Raw genomic sequence first — 15,474 nt, 5'->3', positions numbered from 1 at the left:
TATTAATTTATGTTAGGGTGTTGATTACATCCTTCGCATTTAGATCAAAATGCATTGGTAATCTTAGTAATCTATCGGAATACAAGTCACTCTGCCGTAAAATTCTCCCATCATGTTTTTCTAAATAAAACGGACTTTTGTGTAAACTCAAATAGTGAAAAACGGCCATGATGTTGTTGGCTTTTAACTTTTCAATGATTTGTGTTCTTTGTTCCAAATTTTGGCAAACCAAATAAAACATGTGTGCGTTATTGGTGGCATAATCCGGAATTTGGGGCAATTCAATTTCATTCTTTTTTGCCCAATCTTTTAATTGTAAATAATATTTTTCCCAATGTGATTTTCGCTTGGTTTGTATGGCTTCTAAATTTTCTAATTGTGCCCATAAAAACGCTGCAATAATTTCTGAAGGAAGGAATGAACTTCCAATATCAACCCAGCCGTATTTGTCCACTTCGCCTCTAAAAAACGACGACCTATTGGTTCCTTTTTCCCAAATTATTTCAGCTCTTTGGATAAATTGATCATCATTAATGGCTAACATTCCACCTTCTCCCGAAATAATATTTTTAGTTTCATGAAAAGAAAATGCAGCCAGATGTCCTATTGATCCCAATGCTCTTTTAACACCGTCTCTCCCGGTAAAATAGCTATCGATGGCTTGAGCAGCATCTTCTACTACAAACAAATTATATTTTTTGGCCAAATCCATAATCACGTCCATATTACAGGCAACTCCTGCATAATGAACCGGTACGATTGCTTTTGTTTTAGAAGTAATTAACGATTCAATTTTATTTTCATCAAGGTTAGGATGGTCTTCTCGTGAATCTGCAAAAATTATTTTAGCACCTCTTAACACAAACGCATTTGGAGTAGAAACAAATGTATAAGAAGGCATTATGACTTCGTCTCCAGGTTGAATGTTGATTAAAATTGCCGCCATTTCGAGCGCATCCGTACAAGAAGTTGTCAACAAAGATTTTTTAAACCCAAATTTCTCTTCAAAAAAAGTTTGACATAATTTAGTATACTTCCCGTTACCAGAAATTTTTCCGGATTTTACAGCGTCTTCAATATATAAGGTTTCTTTTCCCGAAAGATAAGGTTTATTAAATGGTATCATTTTCCAGTAATGTTTAATGCGAGTTTGGTTTTTTATCGAGTATCCTTGCTTGGTGTAAAAATGGCAAGCCTGATGATTTGACAATTGAGTTGGTATTATAAGTTGCTTGACATTCTTTTCAATAAGCATTTGTTCCAAATGTATTAATAATTTGGCGCCAATTTTATTTCCTTGAAATTCTGCATCCACGGCGATTAGTCCAACAGTTGCACTAGTTTCTTGGATTTTGTAGGTTACAAATCCTTTGGGTTTTTGGTCTTCAAAGAAAATTAAAATGCCGTCTGCAAATTTTTTATTGATAGAATTATCAATCCAAGCTTGGTATAATTTTGTAAAATGCTGCTTTGCAAATTTCGTATCTAACAAAAATCGGCTGTTTTTACCGCTTTCATAAGCCAATAAGTACAATTGCTCTTCGCTGACATTGACTTCTTCAAAACTAAAAATGGGTTCTTGAGAAGTAAATGCTGGTACCAAATTTTTAACGAATGTCACTTTAGTTTCGGAAAAGGTATTTTTAAAACCCGCTAATTCAATATTTACTTCTTCGTTAGAAATCAAATAAATTAAATCATAATCCGAAAAATCCGTCGATTCCAAAGGTTGCTCGTATTTTATTTCTCCCACTTTTAAATGAAAAAAGTCAGAGTCCCACTGAAGCGTTTTAATCATATAATTTCGTCGATTATGTACACAGGTCTATTTTTAGTTTGGTCAAATATTTTGCCAACATAAATTCCCGTAACTCCTATTGTGGTGATGATAATTCCTGATAGAAACCAAATGGAAACTATGATTGATGTAAATCCTAAAACCGCAATTTCGTTGTGTAAGGCTTGGTAAACGTAAAATATTCCCGTGCAAAACGACAAGAACGAAATAATCATTCCAAATTTTACAAATAATTTCAAAGGTTTATTTGAAAAAGAGATGATGGTGTTAAATGCCAAGCTCATTAATTTGGCAAAGCTGTAACTTGAGCTTCCTGATGCTCTTGCTGCGTGTTCTACGATAACGGAGGTAGATCTATATCCTACAAAGTCAGCAAACAGTGGGAAAAATTTTATGTAATCTTGTACTTTTAGTATTGAATCTATTACTTTTTTATGATAAATTCCAAAATTAGCAATCTCATTATCATACTTTGTATCGGTAAAAAACCCATACACTTTTGAAAAAATTTTAGAAGAAAGTTTTTTAAAGAAATTGTCTTCTCTGTTTTTTCTTCTGGCTTGGACTATTTCGTATCCTTCTTGGGCCTTTTGGTATAACTTAATAATTTCTTTAGGTTGGTCCTGTAAATCACAGTCCATCACTACTACCCATTCTCCTTTTGCTTGACTTAAACCAGCCATTATCGCTGGATGTTGTCCAAAATTTCTGCTTAATCTTACGCTTTTCACTTTATCATTACGCTGGGAAATGGCTTTCATTTTTTGCCAAGAATTATCAGCACTTCTATCGTCCACTAAAATGATTTCGTAGGTAACACTAAGCGTATTGAGTGTTTTTTCAATTTCAAAAACTAATTGATCTACAAAGTTTTCTGCTTTGTAAATGGGGCTAACGATTGATATTACGGGATAGATGTTCACTCTATTTATATCAAGATTAAAACCATTAATGTGATAAAGTAATTTGGCTAAATTTTTGGCTGTTTTTTATTGCTTAAATCAACAATTATTTTGGCTATTATAAAGCCAAATATAAAAATAAAAGGAAAGATAAATTTATTGCCGCTTTTCTTTTTAATATTTGATATAATACTTACATCCTTGACAATCTTTTGAAAATTAACCAATTCGATTCTTCTTGCTCCTTGCTCGTTTATTAAGTTATCTTTTGTCTTTAATATCTCGTTTAATTGTGTGTTTTCGTTGTAATACACTAAATTTCCGCCTTTCGATGATTTATTCGTTTCATCAGAAAAACTTTGCAATATAGAGTTGATTTGATTTAGAGTTTGCTCATTAAAAGCTATTTTCAACTTAACATTTTGAATAATATTTTCCTGAATCACCTTATAATATGCATTATCGTTAAAGCTATTCAGTAACGGATTTATGACAGCTTCATCGGTTGCCAATCCTTTTGTGGAAAAGGTAATTCTGTGATAGGCATAATTTTTACTGGTAACGTCGTCTTGTATCACTTTTTCAATACTTCCATCTTCCGACATTAATTTCAATAATTCAAAATTTTCCTCACTACCCTTCACAAAATTATAAGGATCCACAATGGGTTCAATTTTAAATTTTGCTAATCTTTTGGGATGTTTAAATCCTAAGCTTTTAAGAAACAAAGTGTCTCCATTATTAATTTTAGAGTTCAGCAGTTCTATTTTTCCATACAAATAATCAGTACTCCCAAAATTTGGCGTCACCACAATTTCATGCTTATACCCGTTATTCTTTTTATCCATATACCATCCAAGTCCTGCTCCTAAAATGAATAGGAGAATAAACACAACGATATATCGTTTTACGAAAAAAATAAACTTAATACTAAGTTGATAAATATTATTAAAAAAGCCACCTATTTTTTGGGATACTTGCGCTAAATCAATTTCTTGATCCGGAATGTTTTGGGGAGCGTTTGAACTCATGGAAATTTAAAATTATACGTTAAATATTTGTTCTAAAATTTTTATGGTAATTAAATAGGTAGGCTTCACACCTGTGGTTCCTAAACCTCCTGAAGCCAATGTACTTCCGGTTTCCAGCGGATTATCCGAAGCGTAATATGCATAACGAACTTTTACATCCGGATGAATACTTTTTCTAATTTTTGAAGCCGATTGAATGGCCTTTTGGTAATAAGCACCTTCCATTTCCAAGCCTATTACTGCCCAAGTCGATTCGTGGAAAAATTTCAACAAATCTTTATTTTGCAATGAAGTTCCTAAAACCGTAACCATTGGACCCGCATAAACCGGAATGTCATTTCCTTCAAACATTGGTGCCGTCAGCTCGTTCTTAAACGGATAATTATCTCCCGTTCCTTCATTGATATGTGCCGAAGGAATCATAATATCACCCTTTCCTCCTTCTAAAATTCCGGCTTTTCCCATAATGGAAACCGATTCTACATTCAGGAAATATTTTTGTTTTTCGTCTTTAAATGGTTTTAACAATTCGTCAATGGTTTCGTAAGCTTGCTCACCAAAGGCGTAATCCATAACAATAATTACTGGTTTTTTATTGCCCGGTTTTGCAGTTGGAAAAGCTGATTTTGCCCAATCAATTTTTTCAGTATCAAATATCTGAACATCTATATTAGTCCCTGAAGTATCCGGCAATGAAATCATGCCGCTTTTCAGCGCTACTTCTTCCACCTTGTTGCGCAATTCATTTGCTCCAGGTTTACTTAATTCTTCAAAAATAAAAAAATCACTCTTATCTTTAAATTTATTTTTTAAAACCGAAGTGGCAAAAATCGAATTCATCACACTATGCATGTTCGCACTGATAATATGAATCGGTCGTTCAATTAAATTATGGTCTTTCAGCACTTTTTTAATATCGTTTGCCCAAATTTCGCCATGAATGTGATGGCCTAATCTTTCGCGCAAAATAGGACTAAAAGTAATCGTTCTTTTGTTGTTAAAAATGACTTCTTCGATAGCCAATTTTCCTAACCAATATACCACATGTAAAAAACGATCCGGTTTTTCAGCGGTTCCAAAACTCGGATAAATATCTAAAATTTCTTCAAAAGAACGACCTAAAATATTGGAAGCATGAGAAATAGCAATTTCTTTCTCAATTTGCGTCAGTTTTTTATTTTGAACGACAATTTGTTCCAATTTTTCCCAGTCACGGGTAAACTCTTTAGTATTTTCATCAAGTAAAACGCTGTCTTTAATTTTATGTGATTCGATAAAAATAAAAGTCAAATGCGTCAAAATATCGTAAATGTCCGAACGTCCACGTGTGATTTCCACATTCATTTGTTCGGCATCAATGCGGTAACAATTTCTTCTTCTTTTTGGAGGAACAATCGCGGTAAAATGTGATTTTGAATATCCTTCATCTGAAGTTAAATTGATAAACCGACATTCTTCAATTCCCACAGGTAAACGTTCAATTACATATAAAAGTCCGTTTAATTCTACCTTATCTTCTGCAATCGAACCGTAAATTTCCGGACGAAGTTGCAAAAGCGATTCGCGCAAAGTATCACCCGAAACTCCCATTGGCTTATAAAAACCACGGTTAAAAAGGTGACGCATGGTAATGTATAATTTCTCAATTGCTGCAGAAGATTCTTGGGCTCGCGAACGCGATATATTTCTTATTTCTCTCATTCTTGTATTTTTTTCTAACCGCCAAAGGTAATGGTTTTTATTTTATCCTTAATATTATGAATAGTTTAAGGTTGCAAGTCGAAAGTTTAAGGTTTGATCTTTAAGATTGTTGTCGGAAGTCAATATGAAAAATTTAAATTAACTTCAACCCAACTTTAAACTTTAAACTTTAAACATTGAACTTTTGACCTAAACTAAATCCTCCAAATCAAGAATATCTCCCGTGCAATTCCAAAAACATTTTTCAGTCCCAATTTAGAACCCGAAACATCTTTCCAGTTTTGAATGGGAACTTCTATTGCGTGATGTAAAAGATTGTGTCTTTTTAAACGAATAAAAATTTCCACATCAAATAGCCACTTGGTTTTAAACGGTTTTTCGAAAGCAATTCGAGCTGTATTTTGGTTAAAAATTTTTGCCCCACATTGCGTATCGTAAATATCTAATTGGTGTTTAAAATTAATGATTGTTGTAATGATTCTCCCGAAAAAATGACGATATGATTTGCGTTCAATTCCAGAATTTAAAGTGAGAATTCGTGAGGCAAAAGCCAATTGAATTTCTGGTTTTTTTATTTGTTCCAAAAGCAATTCAAATTGCGTAATTGGTGTTGAAAAATCGGCATCAAAATAACCAATAAATCTGTATTGTTTTGCCAAAATTTGCTGAACCGCCTGAAAAACCGCATTGGCTTTGCCCCTATTTTTTTCTAAAGAAATCACAAAACAACGCTCCGGATTTTGGCTGGAAATGTTTTGCAAAATCGGCAAAGTTTGATCTGTACTTCCATCATTTACCAAAAAAATATCAACATCAGAAATTTTAAAAAATTCCGCAATTAAGCCAGAATTCAATCGGTTTTCTTCGTTGTAACACGGGATAATGATGGCCGTTTCTTGCATCAATTTGTTAATTTTAAAGTAACCGAAGGTTCTAAAACTGTTTTCGATTTGGCGTTCGGGTTCAATTCTTCGGGTGTTTGTTTGATCCATTTTCCGCCCGTGAAACTAAACAAAAAATCTTTTTCCACCGCATTGTACAAAACAAATGGTTGGTAATGAATTTTGGTTTTTTCGGTTCCTCGATTGGCATCTTTTATGACGGTTTCGAGTTTATTTTTTTCGATTAATAATTTTTCAAACATTACAAAAACGCCATTTTTCGGCATTTCAAGATGATAATCGGTTAAATCTGCTTCGGTACGATGAACACCTTTTTTGAGCGTGATGATGTAATTTTTGTCGAGCAATTCTTCACCCGGAAAACCATTTTCATCCACGGCAAAAAGTTGTAATCTCAGGGTGGCACCTTCAATTTTATTATCGGTAATAATGGTGGCGCTTTTAATCCAGCGGGTTTTGCTGTAATTTTCTTCGTAAGCAAAAAATTTCGCGTCGCGTTTCGGACCGTTATCATAGGTTTGCGCCAAAGCTTTTCGGTAGCCACCAATTTCCTGTTCGCGGCTATTTTTTCTATTGGTAATTAAAACTTCGCCAATATTAACGGCTTCGGCTTGCAACATCACGGTTTTGGCTTCGGCGGAAGGCACAATTTTCGTCTGAAAACCCAACGCCGAAAAAACCAGATTTTTATTTTCTTGAACCGAAATCATAAAAGTTCCGTTTTCTTCAGAATTGGTTCCGATGTTTTCGTCTTCGACATAAATGTTAACGTACGGAATCGGTTGGTTAAATTCGTCCACAACGGTTCCGCGAATTTGCGATTGGCAAAGAGAAAATTGCAATAAAAACAATATGATGGTGGTAGTTTTCATATTTATTATTTAGAAAAAATTTTATCGGCAATGCTTCTGTCGTTGCTCAAACGCGGCAGTTTATTTTGACCGCCCAATTTCCCGATGGATTTCATATAGTCCTGAAAACCATTTTGTTGCACTACGGAAATTTTTAATTTTTGCAAAACATTTCCTGCAATTAAATCGTCGTAATATACATTTTGTTTCCGCATGGCAAGGTCAATTTTTTCGGCGAAAGCCAAAATATTTTCAGGCTCGTGACCAAATTCAATAAACCATTCATGATATGGCAAACCTTCGGTTGGGTTGATTTGTGGCGCAACCGTAAATTCGTTTACCGTTACGTTCGAGTCTTGCATGGCTTCTTTTAAAGCTTCTTCAACTTCTTTACCAATCACGTGTTCGCCAAATGCAGAAATGTAATGTTTTATCCTTCCGGAAACAATAATTTCGTAAGGTTTTAAATTGGTAAACTGAATGGTATCGCCAATGTTATAGCCCCAAAGTCCGGCATTGGTAGAAATAATCAACACATAATTTACGCCAATTTCTACCTCACCAATAGTATATCTTTTTGCATTTTTATCAGAAAATTCTGATGCTTTGATAAATTCATAAAAAATTCCCGAATCCAAAAGCAGCAACATTCCTTTGTGGTTTGGATTTTCAAAATTTCGGGATTGATAGGCAAAAAATCCTTCGGATGCCGGAAAAAGTTCGATAGAATCTACTTTTCTTCCGATTAAATTTTCAAATTTATTTCGGTAAGGTTCATAATTTACACCACCATAAATGAACAAATTGAAGTTTTTGAATATTTCGCCGACAGGCTTCCCTCCTTTTTGCTTTAATTTTTCAAAATACATTTGCACCCACGATGGAATTCCGGAAATGATGCTCATGTTTTCGTTAAACGTTTCTTCCACAATGGCGTCAACCTTGGTTTCCCAATCTTCGATGCAGTTGGTTTGCCAAGACGGCATTCGGTTTTTTTGTAAATATTTGGGAACAAAATGCGCCACAATTCCTGAAAGTCGGCCAAATTTGATTCCGTTTTTTTCTTCCAAAACAGGACTTCCTTGCAAAAAAATCATTTTTCCGTCCACAAAATCCGCTTTTCCGGTTTGAAAAATGTAGGCCAAAATCGCATTTCGAGCGGCTTCGATGTGAAAAGGCATCGACTCTTTTGTTAGCGGAATATATTTGGCTCCAGAAGTGGTTCCGGAAGTTTTGGCAAAATAAAGCGGTTTTCCCGGCCACAAAATATCGGGTTCGCCAGCCACTACTTTTTCGACATAATTTTTCAAACCTTCGTAATCCCTTACCGGAACTTGGTTTGTAAAATCCTGATGGTTTTTTATTTGTGAAAAATGATGGTCTTTGCCAAACTGTGTATTTTGGGCATTTTTGATTAAATCTCGAAAAACTTTTTGCTGGGTTTCAACAGGATTATTGATCCATTTTTGGTTTTTATGGTGGATGATGCTGGCGAATTGCTTTGCAAAAAAACCTTTTAACGACATATTTGCTTTTATAAATTTACTTTAAAAATACAAAGATAACAATAGTTTTTGGCGATAATCACGATGGCTTTGACGGTTTTTATTAAATATTTAACGTAGTGAAACTGAAATATTTTGGCAAATAAAAAACCTATGACTGTTTTTCTGCGTATCTTTGCCATATAAATACATTTTTTATGACTGCATTACACATATTTTTAGGACAAATCGGTACGCCACAGATAATCTTAATAGTTGTAGTTCTATTGTTAATTTTTGGAGGAAAAAAAATTCCGGAATTGATGAAAGGATTAGGATCGGGGATGAAGGAGTTTAAAAATGCCGCAAAAGATGACCAACCCGCAAATCCTAAAAAAGAAGAAGAAAAAATTTAATAAGCTTAATTGCTTTTTATCTGAAAGCCTCGAAGATTTAAGAATCTTTGAGGCTTTTTTGTTGGGTGATTTTGAAAGTTTATAAAATCATCGTCAAATTAGGTGCTTTAATAAATTAAAAACCAAATCCGAATAATGTTCCTTCTTCAGTCTTATCATTGAGTTTCAAAACAATTTCATCTTCTTTAAAATATATAATATCATCATTTTCATCAATAGGTAAATCAGACTTTATAACAGATAAGATATATTGTATATTAAACTCAGTTATAAGCTTATTGATCAATTCTAGTAGCCTTATTTTTATTCCATTATCCTGAGTCGAAAGCACATCATCATGATAAATGAATCTAAAAAATGATTTATCGTTATAACTTGTTAATATTGCTAAATCAAAAGCTACACACAATATTTTTTTATAAGTGGTTCCTTCGTCTTTAGCTGTATTTTTATTAGCACTATCTACTACTTTTGGTGGAGGAAATTCAATATTGTTACTTGAATTCAAGTGCCATGATATATTAGCACTTTCGTCCATAATATATTTATAATATGTATGAAAATTTTTTCTAATCTCATCATATATAAGATTTTGTTCAGTGTGTCTAGCTAAAAACTTTAATCTTTCAATTGTGCCTTCTATTTCGCCTTTTTTAGTCTCAATTTCATCTTCTTTAGAATAAATCAAGTCAATATAACCGATTTTATAATTAACAGCGTTAAGCTCTTCTTCTTGCTTAGCTAAAGACTTTTGATAAGTCTTAAATTTTTTGAAAGTATCCGTGTCTTGTAAAATAGATAAAAGGTTTTCTTTTTTTGAGTTTAGCTCAATTAATTCAGAATTAATATTACTTAATTCCTTTTGTTTATTTCCAAGAATTTTTTTTATTAATTTATTTCTTTCAACTGTTATCTTGGAATTAAAATCTAGTAGCTCTTGATAATCTTTTTTTATCTGGTCAGGAAAGTATATCCCAGTTTCTTTAAAAATTTTATCTACCTTATTTATTTCAAAAGCAAAATCATTTTGTATTGATTTCTTTAATTTATCAATTTCATAATTTAAATTATATGATAAAGTATTGTATTCACTTATTGAATTTTCAATTTCTGATATTCCATTTTGGATTAGTTTTTTATCTTGCTCATAAAAATTAAAAGAATCTATTTTTCTTTCTATTTCCTTATTATTTTCTTCAATTGATCTTTTTTCTGCAATCAATGAATCTCTATCTTTCTTGTCAATTTTATATTCTCTTTTTAAAGTTCCTATAAAACCATTTAATTCTTCTATTTCATCATCATTTTCATATTTTTTTAAAAGCAAATCTCCATCAAAACCTAATAAATCAAATACAAATGGTTTCCAATATTTATGTTTCCCGTTCGAAAATTTTGATAGCTGAAATACGTCTTTATAATCGTCTGGTGGTGTTCTTAAACTATAACTTAAAACCTTTCTGTAATTATAGTTTTTATCAAAGAAAAAATCGTAATTTAAAAATTCTGCCAAAACTTCTTTAGCTTTATCTATTGCAATATTTTCATAATCAAATTTAAAAGGCGGAGAGAATTTTTCATCTCTAGTTTCAGAAAGGCTAAACGCAATTTTTGTGTGATTTTCAATACCTCTTTTTATTGTTAAAAATCTTCCGTCGTTAAGTTCTATTTCTAAATAAAAAATATACTCAATGAATATTGATTTATTTTCAGCATCAATAATCTTTAAAAGAAAGTCTTTTTTATCAATCTTTTTAAGCAATAAAAAATCAATCAGTTCTGCAACTTTAGTTTTACCTAAATCATGAGAATTTTTTTTATCCTTCAAGTCGGTTTGGACATCGGCATATATCACATTTAATCCATTCAAATTGAATAAAATGTTTTTAAAATTTTCTTTATTACTATATAATTTACTTAACTTCATTGAAGGTAAAGGTATCTGTTAATTCTTGGTAGGTAATCTTGTTTAACAAAAATAGAAAATTCAAAGCATAAGGATAATTTTCCTTGGCTTTTTCTCCTAATTGATTAATTACTTTATTTAATAACTTATCATAATCAATACTATTATGTGCTTTTAATAAATTTATAATATAAGCACTTATATTAATTACGGAATAGTCTGGATTTGTATGTCTATTTGGTTTTATCATTTTAGTCCAATTTCACAATTCATATACATATAATGAAGAAGAGTAAATATATGTCTTTTCCCTCCTTTTAAATCGATACTGCCATCAGCTAATTTTTGATAGATAAATACTAAAACATGATCAAACATATCGAAATCATCTCTTCTCAAAGTAATCAAAGCGCTTAATTCTGTTGTAATATCAAAATAATAATCTCTGAACTCTGAATTTTTATCATCTTCTAAAAAGCTTTGAATGTTGTTAAATTCTAATAATGATTTAGACAAGATCTCATTTTCGTAATAATCCTTACTCAGGGAATTCTTAGTGTTTTTTTTATCAATTTCTATTTTATCAAAATCATATTTTATAACCTCAACCTTTGATTTAATATCTATTGCAATTTCTGGCAATTGTCTTTTAAACTCTAAAATAATATCTTTTATTTCTTGATCCGAAAAATCAAATGGTATGTGATGTCTATCTAATTTAAAAAGTTTAATTATTGTTTTGTTACCATTTATGTATCTATTGTTTATTGTTTCTTTTCCTATTATTTCAACATTTTCAACACCTGTATCCTTTTTAATTTTAGATAAAAGTCTTTCACCTTTTACACCTGTATATTTTCTATTTGTGAAAATTAAATAATTATCTATCTCACCATTATCTTTTAACTTCTTTATTTTTGGAATTTCATCATTGACTAGTTTCTCAAATTCACGATCTGAACAGGAAGCTTGTGAATTACTTGTGAACTTAGCTTGTATTATAAACTTTCCTTCCCAACATTTAACGTCTGAAGGGAAATTCTTTGCCTTACCTGTAAACTTTCCATCTCTTCCTCCATCTTTTCCCTCCGAAAATTCAATAACGCCAGTACCTAATATTTGTTGACAAATGGTGTTGGTCAAACTTTCAAATTTTTTATCGTCATCGAGTAATTCTAATCTGTAATCCATTGAAATATTGAATTTTTACAAACTTACAAATATTTACAAAATCATCGTCAGCTGAATTCTTTTTCGGTCTTCATCCACCTCAACAACTTTCACCTGAACTTGCTGGTGCATTTTTACCACTTCGTTCACATCTGAAACGAAACCGGCTTTGAGTTGGGAAATGTGAACGAGTCCGCTTTCTTTAATTCCGATGTCCACAAAACAGCCAAAAGCCGTGATGCTATTGACAATTCCGGGCAAAAGCATTCCGGGTTTGAGGTCGGATATTTTTTTTACGGTTGGGTCAAATTCAAAAATTTTGGCGGCTTTTCGGGGATCTAATCCCGGTTTTTCGAGTTCTTTGACGATGTCTTTTAAAGCCAAAATTCCAACTTCGTCTGTAATATATTTTTCTAAAGAAATTAAGCTGATTTTGTCTTTATTGCCAATGAGTTCGCTCACAGAAATTTTTAAATCTTTTGCCATTTTTTCAACAATAGCATAGGCTTCGGGATGAACGGCTGAATTATCCAGCGGATTTTTTCCGTCTTTAATTCTAACGAAAGCTGCTGCTTGCTGAAATGCTTTTTCACCCAAACGAGGTACTTTTTTGAGCTGTTTTCTGTCGGTAAAAGCGCCATTTTCGCTTCTGAAAATCACAATGTTTTCCGCTATTTTTTCACCAATTCCAGACACGTAACTCAACAACGATTTACTTGCCGTATTCAAATTAATTCCTACGGAATTTACGCATTTTACCACTGTGTTGTCAAGCTCTTCTTTTAATTTTGTTTGGTCCACATCATGCTGGTATTGCCCTACTCCAATGGATTTCGGGTCAATTTTTACCAATTCTGCTAACGGATCCGACAATCTTCTGCCGATAGAAACCGCACCACGAACGGTTACATCATAATTAGGAAATTCCTCTCGTGCAATTTTACTCGCAGAATACACCGAAGCTCCCGCTTCTGAAACCACAAAAACCTGAATAGGCTTGTCAAACGCAATTTTTTTAATGAAAAATTCAGTTTCTCGCGACGCAGTTCCATTTCCAATAGATATTGCTTCAATATTATAAGCATTTACCATCGACCGGATTTTTTTCATTGCCATCGTCGTTTCTCCCGAATTACCTCGGGATTGTGGCGCATGCGGAAAAATAGTTTCGTTGTAGAGCAAATCGCCTTTTTCGTCAAGGCAAACCACTTTGCAACCGCTTCTGAACCCGGGATCAATCGCCAAAATTCTTTTTTCTCCCAAAGGCGAAGCAAGCAACAATTGGCGTAAATTTTCCGAAAAAATATCAATCGCTTTGATATCGGCTTTTTGCTTGGCTTCTTGCAACGTCTCGTTAGAAATGGCGGGTTCTAACAAGCGTTTGTAACTTTCTTTTATTGCTAATTTTACTTGTTCGGCGTTTTTATTTTTTAAAACAATTTCTTCAATAATTTGCAAAGCATCTTCTTTTTCAACGGAAATATTGAGTTTGACAAAACCCTCGCTTTCCGCCCGAAGCATGGCTAATAATCGATGTGAAGGCGCTTTTTGAAGGTTTTCGCTCCAATCGAAATATTGCTGGAATTTCTTAGCATTTTCGTCATCGGCTTTTGCTTTGACTACTTTCGTTTCCGCTAAAGCATAACGCTGAAAATGACGCCGAAGCGATTTTCTCACTACTAAATTTTCGTTGATCCATTCGGCAATAATATCTCTTGCACCTTGCAAAGCTTCGTCTTCATTGAGGATATTTTTGTTGAGATATTTTGAAGCGATAAAATCTAAATCATCATTATTTTGTGCCATGATGATTTTTGCTAACGGCTCTAAACCATTTTCACGTGCCACATCGGCTTTTGTTTTTTTCTTTTTTTTGAAAGGAAGATATAAATCCTCAATCTCCTGAATATCAAATGATTTTTGGATTTTTTGCGCCAACTCTGGAGACAATTTTCCTTGTTCGTCAATACTTTTCAACACCGATTCTTTCCTTTTTATAATTTCATCAAATTGCTTCGAAAGTTTGGCAATTTGCTCAATAACAACCTCATCAAGATTTCCGGTTTTGTCTTTTCGGTAACGGGAAATAAACGGAATAGTGTTGTCTTCCGCCAAAAGATCCAGCGTGTTTTGAATGTTTTTTTCGGGTGCGGAAACTTGTTTAGAGATGTATTGAAGTTGGGTCATTTTTGTATAAAAAATATTTCTGCTAAAATAATATCTTTGGAGCTAAATCTTCGCCAAATGAACATTTTATTATATTTATTTATTGCTGTAAATTTCATCGCTTTTGGCATAATTGGCTACGATAAATGGCTTGCCAGAAACAATAAAAGAAGAATTCCCGAAAAAATATTATTAGGATTGGTGTTAATTGGCGGAACGATTGGTTCAGGTTTTGGGATGCTGATTTTCAGGCATAAAACTTCGAAAAGAAGTTATCTTTTGAAGTTTTTTTTGATTGTAGTTTTGCAGGTTTCAGTGTTATATGCTTGCGTAAATTATAGCTCAAACTTGCGTGAAGTTTTTTGTAATCCTGAGGCTTGTGAACAAAAAGCTTTCAAGAATCCCAGAAAATAAAAACCGCAAATCCACTAAAAAATCTGTGAATCTGCGGTTTAAAAACTTTAAATTACTTACTGACAAGCAATTTTATTGACGCGGTTTAAATGTCTTCCTCCTTCAAAATCAGTATTTAAAAAAGTTTCTACCATTTCAACCGCTTGATTAATAGAAGTATATCTCGCTGGAATGCTGATGATATTGGCATCATTATGTTGTCTTGCTAAAGCTGCAATTTCTTTTGTCCAGCAAAGTGCGGCACGGATGCCGCCGTGTTTATTCACCGTCATGTTGATTCCGTTACCACTTCCGCAAATTACAATCCCAAAATCAGCTTTTTTGTTTTCAACATCCGTGGCAACCGGATGTCCAAAATCGGGATAATCCACACTTTCATCTGTATCGGTTCCGTAGTTTTTTACTTCGTAACCTTTTTTTTGTAACATTTCAACAATTGCCTTTTTGTATTCTGGACCTGCGTGGTCGTTTCCAATGGAAATTTTCATATAAAATATTTAGTTGTGTGACCACAAAAATACATTATTTACATTTGATTTTGGATTTAAAAAACAATAGTTTCATTACCAAGGACTTAGTTTACAATAATTTTACAAAAATCGCTTAAAACCTTAATTTTCAGCACCTAAAATCCTAAAAAATTAATGATGTTGATGAATATTTACAATGTATTGATTGTGAATTAATTATAAGTTAACATTAATTGTTGATAAATTCGGATAGAAAAAGAGAA

Annotated in this window: 14 protein-coding genes; 2 read left to right on the top strand and 12 right to left on the bottom strand. The window is 32.7% G+C overall.

Annotated elements, in window-relative coordinates; translation table 11 throughout:
- Window positions 1-7 precede the first annotated feature (7 nt).
- The 7 genes from rffA to GV828_RS11250 form a co-directional block, all read right to left on the bottom strand.
- Window positions 8-1,798 (bottom strand): dTDP-4-amino-4,6-dideoxygalactose transaminase, encoded by a 1,791-nt coding sequence (gene rffA / locus GV828_RS13250; RefSeq protein ID WP_208103189.1) that lies wholly within the window; start codon window positions 1,796-1,798, stop codon window positions 8-10.
- The gene (locus tag GV828_RS11275; protein WP_317163829.1) at window positions 1,795-2,721 is read right to left on the bottom strand and encodes a glycosyltransferase family 2 protein; all 927 of its coding nucleotides are present in this window, start codon (window positions 2,719-2,721) and stop codon (window positions 1,795-1,797) included. Before GV828_RS11275 ends, rffA begins: the two co-directional genes overlap by 4 nt.
- A 47-nt stretch (window positions 2,722-2,768) precedes the next feature.
- Window positions 2,769-3,731 (bottom strand): hypothetical protein, encoded by a 963-nt coding sequence (locus tag GV828_RS11270; protein ID WP_166537602.1) that lies wholly within the window; start codon window positions 3,729-3,731, stop codon window positions 2,769-2,771.
- 12 nt (window positions 3,732-3,743) lie between these two features.
- Complete coding sequence (locus tag GV828_RS11265) at window positions 3,744-5,432, bottom strand: DUF6909 family protein (RefSeq protein WP_166537601.1); 1,689 nt, start codon at window positions 5,430-5,432, stop codon at window positions 3,744-3,746.
- Window positions 5,433-5,626: 194 nt separating this feature from the next.
- The gene (locus tag GV828_RS11260; RefSeq protein ID WP_166537600.1) at window positions 5,627-6,334 is read right to left on the bottom strand and encodes a glycosyltransferase; all 708 of its coding nucleotides are present in this window, start codon (window positions 6,332-6,334) and stop codon (window positions 5,627-5,629) included.
- Window positions 6,334-7,206, bottom strand: coding sequence for a carboxypeptidase-like regulatory domain-containing protein (locus GV828_RS11255; protein ID WP_166537599.1), 873 nt, complete (start codon window positions 7,204-7,206; stop codon window positions 6,334-6,336). Before GV828_RS11255 ends, GV828_RS11260 begins: the two co-directional genes overlap by 1 nt.
- A 5-nt stretch (window positions 7,207-7,211) precedes the next feature.
- Complete coding sequence (locus GV828_RS11250) at window positions 7,212-8,711, bottom strand: GH3 family domain-containing protein (RefSeq protein WP_166537598.1); 1,500 nt, start codon at window positions 8,709-8,711, stop codon at window positions 7,212-7,214.
- Between the two features lie 176 nt (window positions 8,712-8,887).
- Here GV828_RS11250 and tatA point away from each other — a divergent pair, with 176 nt between their 5' ends.
- Window positions 8,888-9,085 carry a twin-arginine translocase TatA/TatE family subunit gene (gene tatA, locus GV828_RS11245; RefSeq protein WP_166537597.1) on the top strand — a complete coding sequence of 66 codons (198 nt, stop codon included), beginning with the start codon at window positions 8,888-8,890 and terminating at the stop codon, window positions 9,083-9,085.
- Between the two features lie 115 nt (window positions 9,086-9,200).
- Here the strand turns inward: tatA and GV828_RS11240 are convergent, their stop codons facing one another.
- Genes GV828_RS11240 through GV828_RS11225 form a run of 4 tightly spaced genes read right to left on the bottom strand, consistent with a single transcriptional unit; the run spans window position 9,201 to window position 14,348 of the window.
- Window positions 9,201-11,012: a DUF2326 domain-containing protein gene (locus GV828_RS11240; RefSeq protein ID WP_166537596.1), complete on the bottom strand. Its 1,812-nt coding sequence runs from the start codon at window positions 11,010-11,012 to the stop codon at window positions 9,201-9,203.
- On the bottom strand, window positions 10,999-11,241 hold the full coding sequence (locus tag GV828_RS11235; protein WP_166537595.1) for an ABC-three component system middle component 8: 243 nt from the start codon (window positions 11,239-11,241) through the stop codon (window positions 10,999-11,001). Before GV828_RS11235 ends, GV828_RS11240 begins: the two co-directional genes overlap by 14 nt.
- On the bottom strand, window positions 11,238-12,182 hold the full coding sequence (locus GV828_RS11230; RefSeq protein ID WP_166537594.1) for an ABC-three component system protein: 945 nt from the start codon (window positions 12,180-12,182) through the stop codon (window positions 11,238-11,240). Before GV828_RS11230 ends, GV828_RS11235 begins: the two co-directional genes overlap by 4 nt.
- Window positions 12,183-12,215: 33 nt before the next feature.
- The gene (locus tag GV828_RS11225; protein WP_166537593.1) at window positions 12,216-14,348 is read right to left on the bottom strand and encodes a Tex family protein; all 2,133 of its coding nucleotides are present in this window, start codon (window positions 14,346-14,348) and stop codon (window positions 12,216-12,218) included.
- Window positions 14,349-14,405: 57 nt separating this feature from the next.
- On the opposite strand from GV828_RS11225, the gene GV828_RS11220 reads away from it, so the two are divergent.
- On the top strand, window positions 14,406-14,741 hold the full coding sequence (locus GV828_RS11220; protein ID WP_166537592.1) for a DUF1294 domain-containing protein: 336 nt from the start codon (window positions 14,406-14,408) through the stop codon (window positions 14,739-14,741).
- Between the two features lie 56 nt (window positions 14,742-14,797).
- On the opposite strand, the gene rpiB is transcribed toward GV828_RS11220, so the two are convergent.
- Window positions 14,798-15,229: a ribose 5-phosphate isomerase B gene (rpiB, locus tag GV828_RS11215; RefSeq protein ID WP_166537591.1), complete on the bottom strand. Its 432-nt coding sequence runs from the start codon at window positions 15,227-15,229 to the stop codon at window positions 14,798-14,800.
- Between the last annotated feature and the right edge of the window lie 245 nt (window positions 15,230-15,474).

The organism is Flavobacterium ichthyis (genome assembly GCF_009915155.1).
Lineage (GTDB): Bacteria > Bacteroidota > Bacteroidia > Flavobacteriales > Flavobacteriaceae > Flavobacterium > Flavobacterium ichthyis.
The sequence above is the reverse complement of the archived record's forward strand: the minus strand, read 5'-3'. Positions and strand labels throughout refer to the sequence as shown.

Excerpts from the sequence above, each read along its gene's own strand:
- GV828_RS11260 (WP_166537600.1), bottom strand. The coding sequence starts at position 6,334 with ATGCAAGAAACGGCCATCATTATCCCGTGTTACAACGAAGAAAACCGA.
- rpiB (WP_166537591.1), bottom strand. The coding sequence starts at position 15,229 with ATGAAAATTTCCATTGGAAACGACCACGCAGGTCCAGAATACAAAAAG.
- GV828_RS11265 (WP_166537601.1), bottom strand. The coding sequence starts at position 5,432 with ATGAGAGAAATAAGAAATATATCGCGTTCGCGAGCCCAAGAATCTTCT.
- GV828_RS11240 (WP_166537596.1), bottom strand. The coding sequence starts at position 11,012 with ATGAAGTTAAGTAAATTATATAGTAATAAAGAAAATTTTAAAAACATT.
- GV828_RS11230 (WP_166537594.1), bottom strand. The coding sequence starts at position 12,182 with ATGGATTACAGATTAGAATTACTCGATGACGATAAAAAATTTGAAAGT.
- GV828_RS11225 (WP_166537593.1), bottom strand. The coding sequence starts at position 14,348 with ATGACCCAACTTCAATACATCTCTAAACAAGTTTCCGCACCCGAAAAA.
- GV828_RS11255 (WP_166537599.1), bottom strand. The coding sequence starts at position 7,206 with ATGAAAACTACCACCATCATATTGTTTTTATTGCAATTTTCTCTTTGC.
- GV828_RS11235 (WP_166537595.1), bottom strand. The coding sequence starts at position 11,241 with ATGATAAAACCAAATAGACATACAAATCCAGACTATTCCGTAATTAAT.
- GV828_RS11270 (WP_166537602.1), bottom strand. The coding sequence starts at position 3,731 with ATGAGTTCAAACGCTCCCCAAAACATTCCGGATCAAGAAATTGATTTA.
- GV828_RS11220 (WP_166537592.1), top strand. The coding sequence starts at position 14,406 with ATGAACATTTTATTATATTTATTTATTGCTGTAAATTTCATCGCTTTT.
- rffA (WP_208103189.1), bottom strand. The coding sequence starts at position 1,798 with ATGATTAAAACGCTTCAGTGGGACTCTGACTTTTTTCATTTAAAAGTG.
- GV828_RS11250 (WP_166537598.1), bottom strand. The coding sequence starts at position 8,711 with ATGTCGTTAAAAGGTTTTTTTGCAAAGCAATTCGCCAGCATCATCCAC.
- tatA (WP_166537597.1), top strand. The coding sequence starts at position 8,888 with ATGACTGCATTACACATATTTTTAGGACAAATCGGTACGCCACAGATA.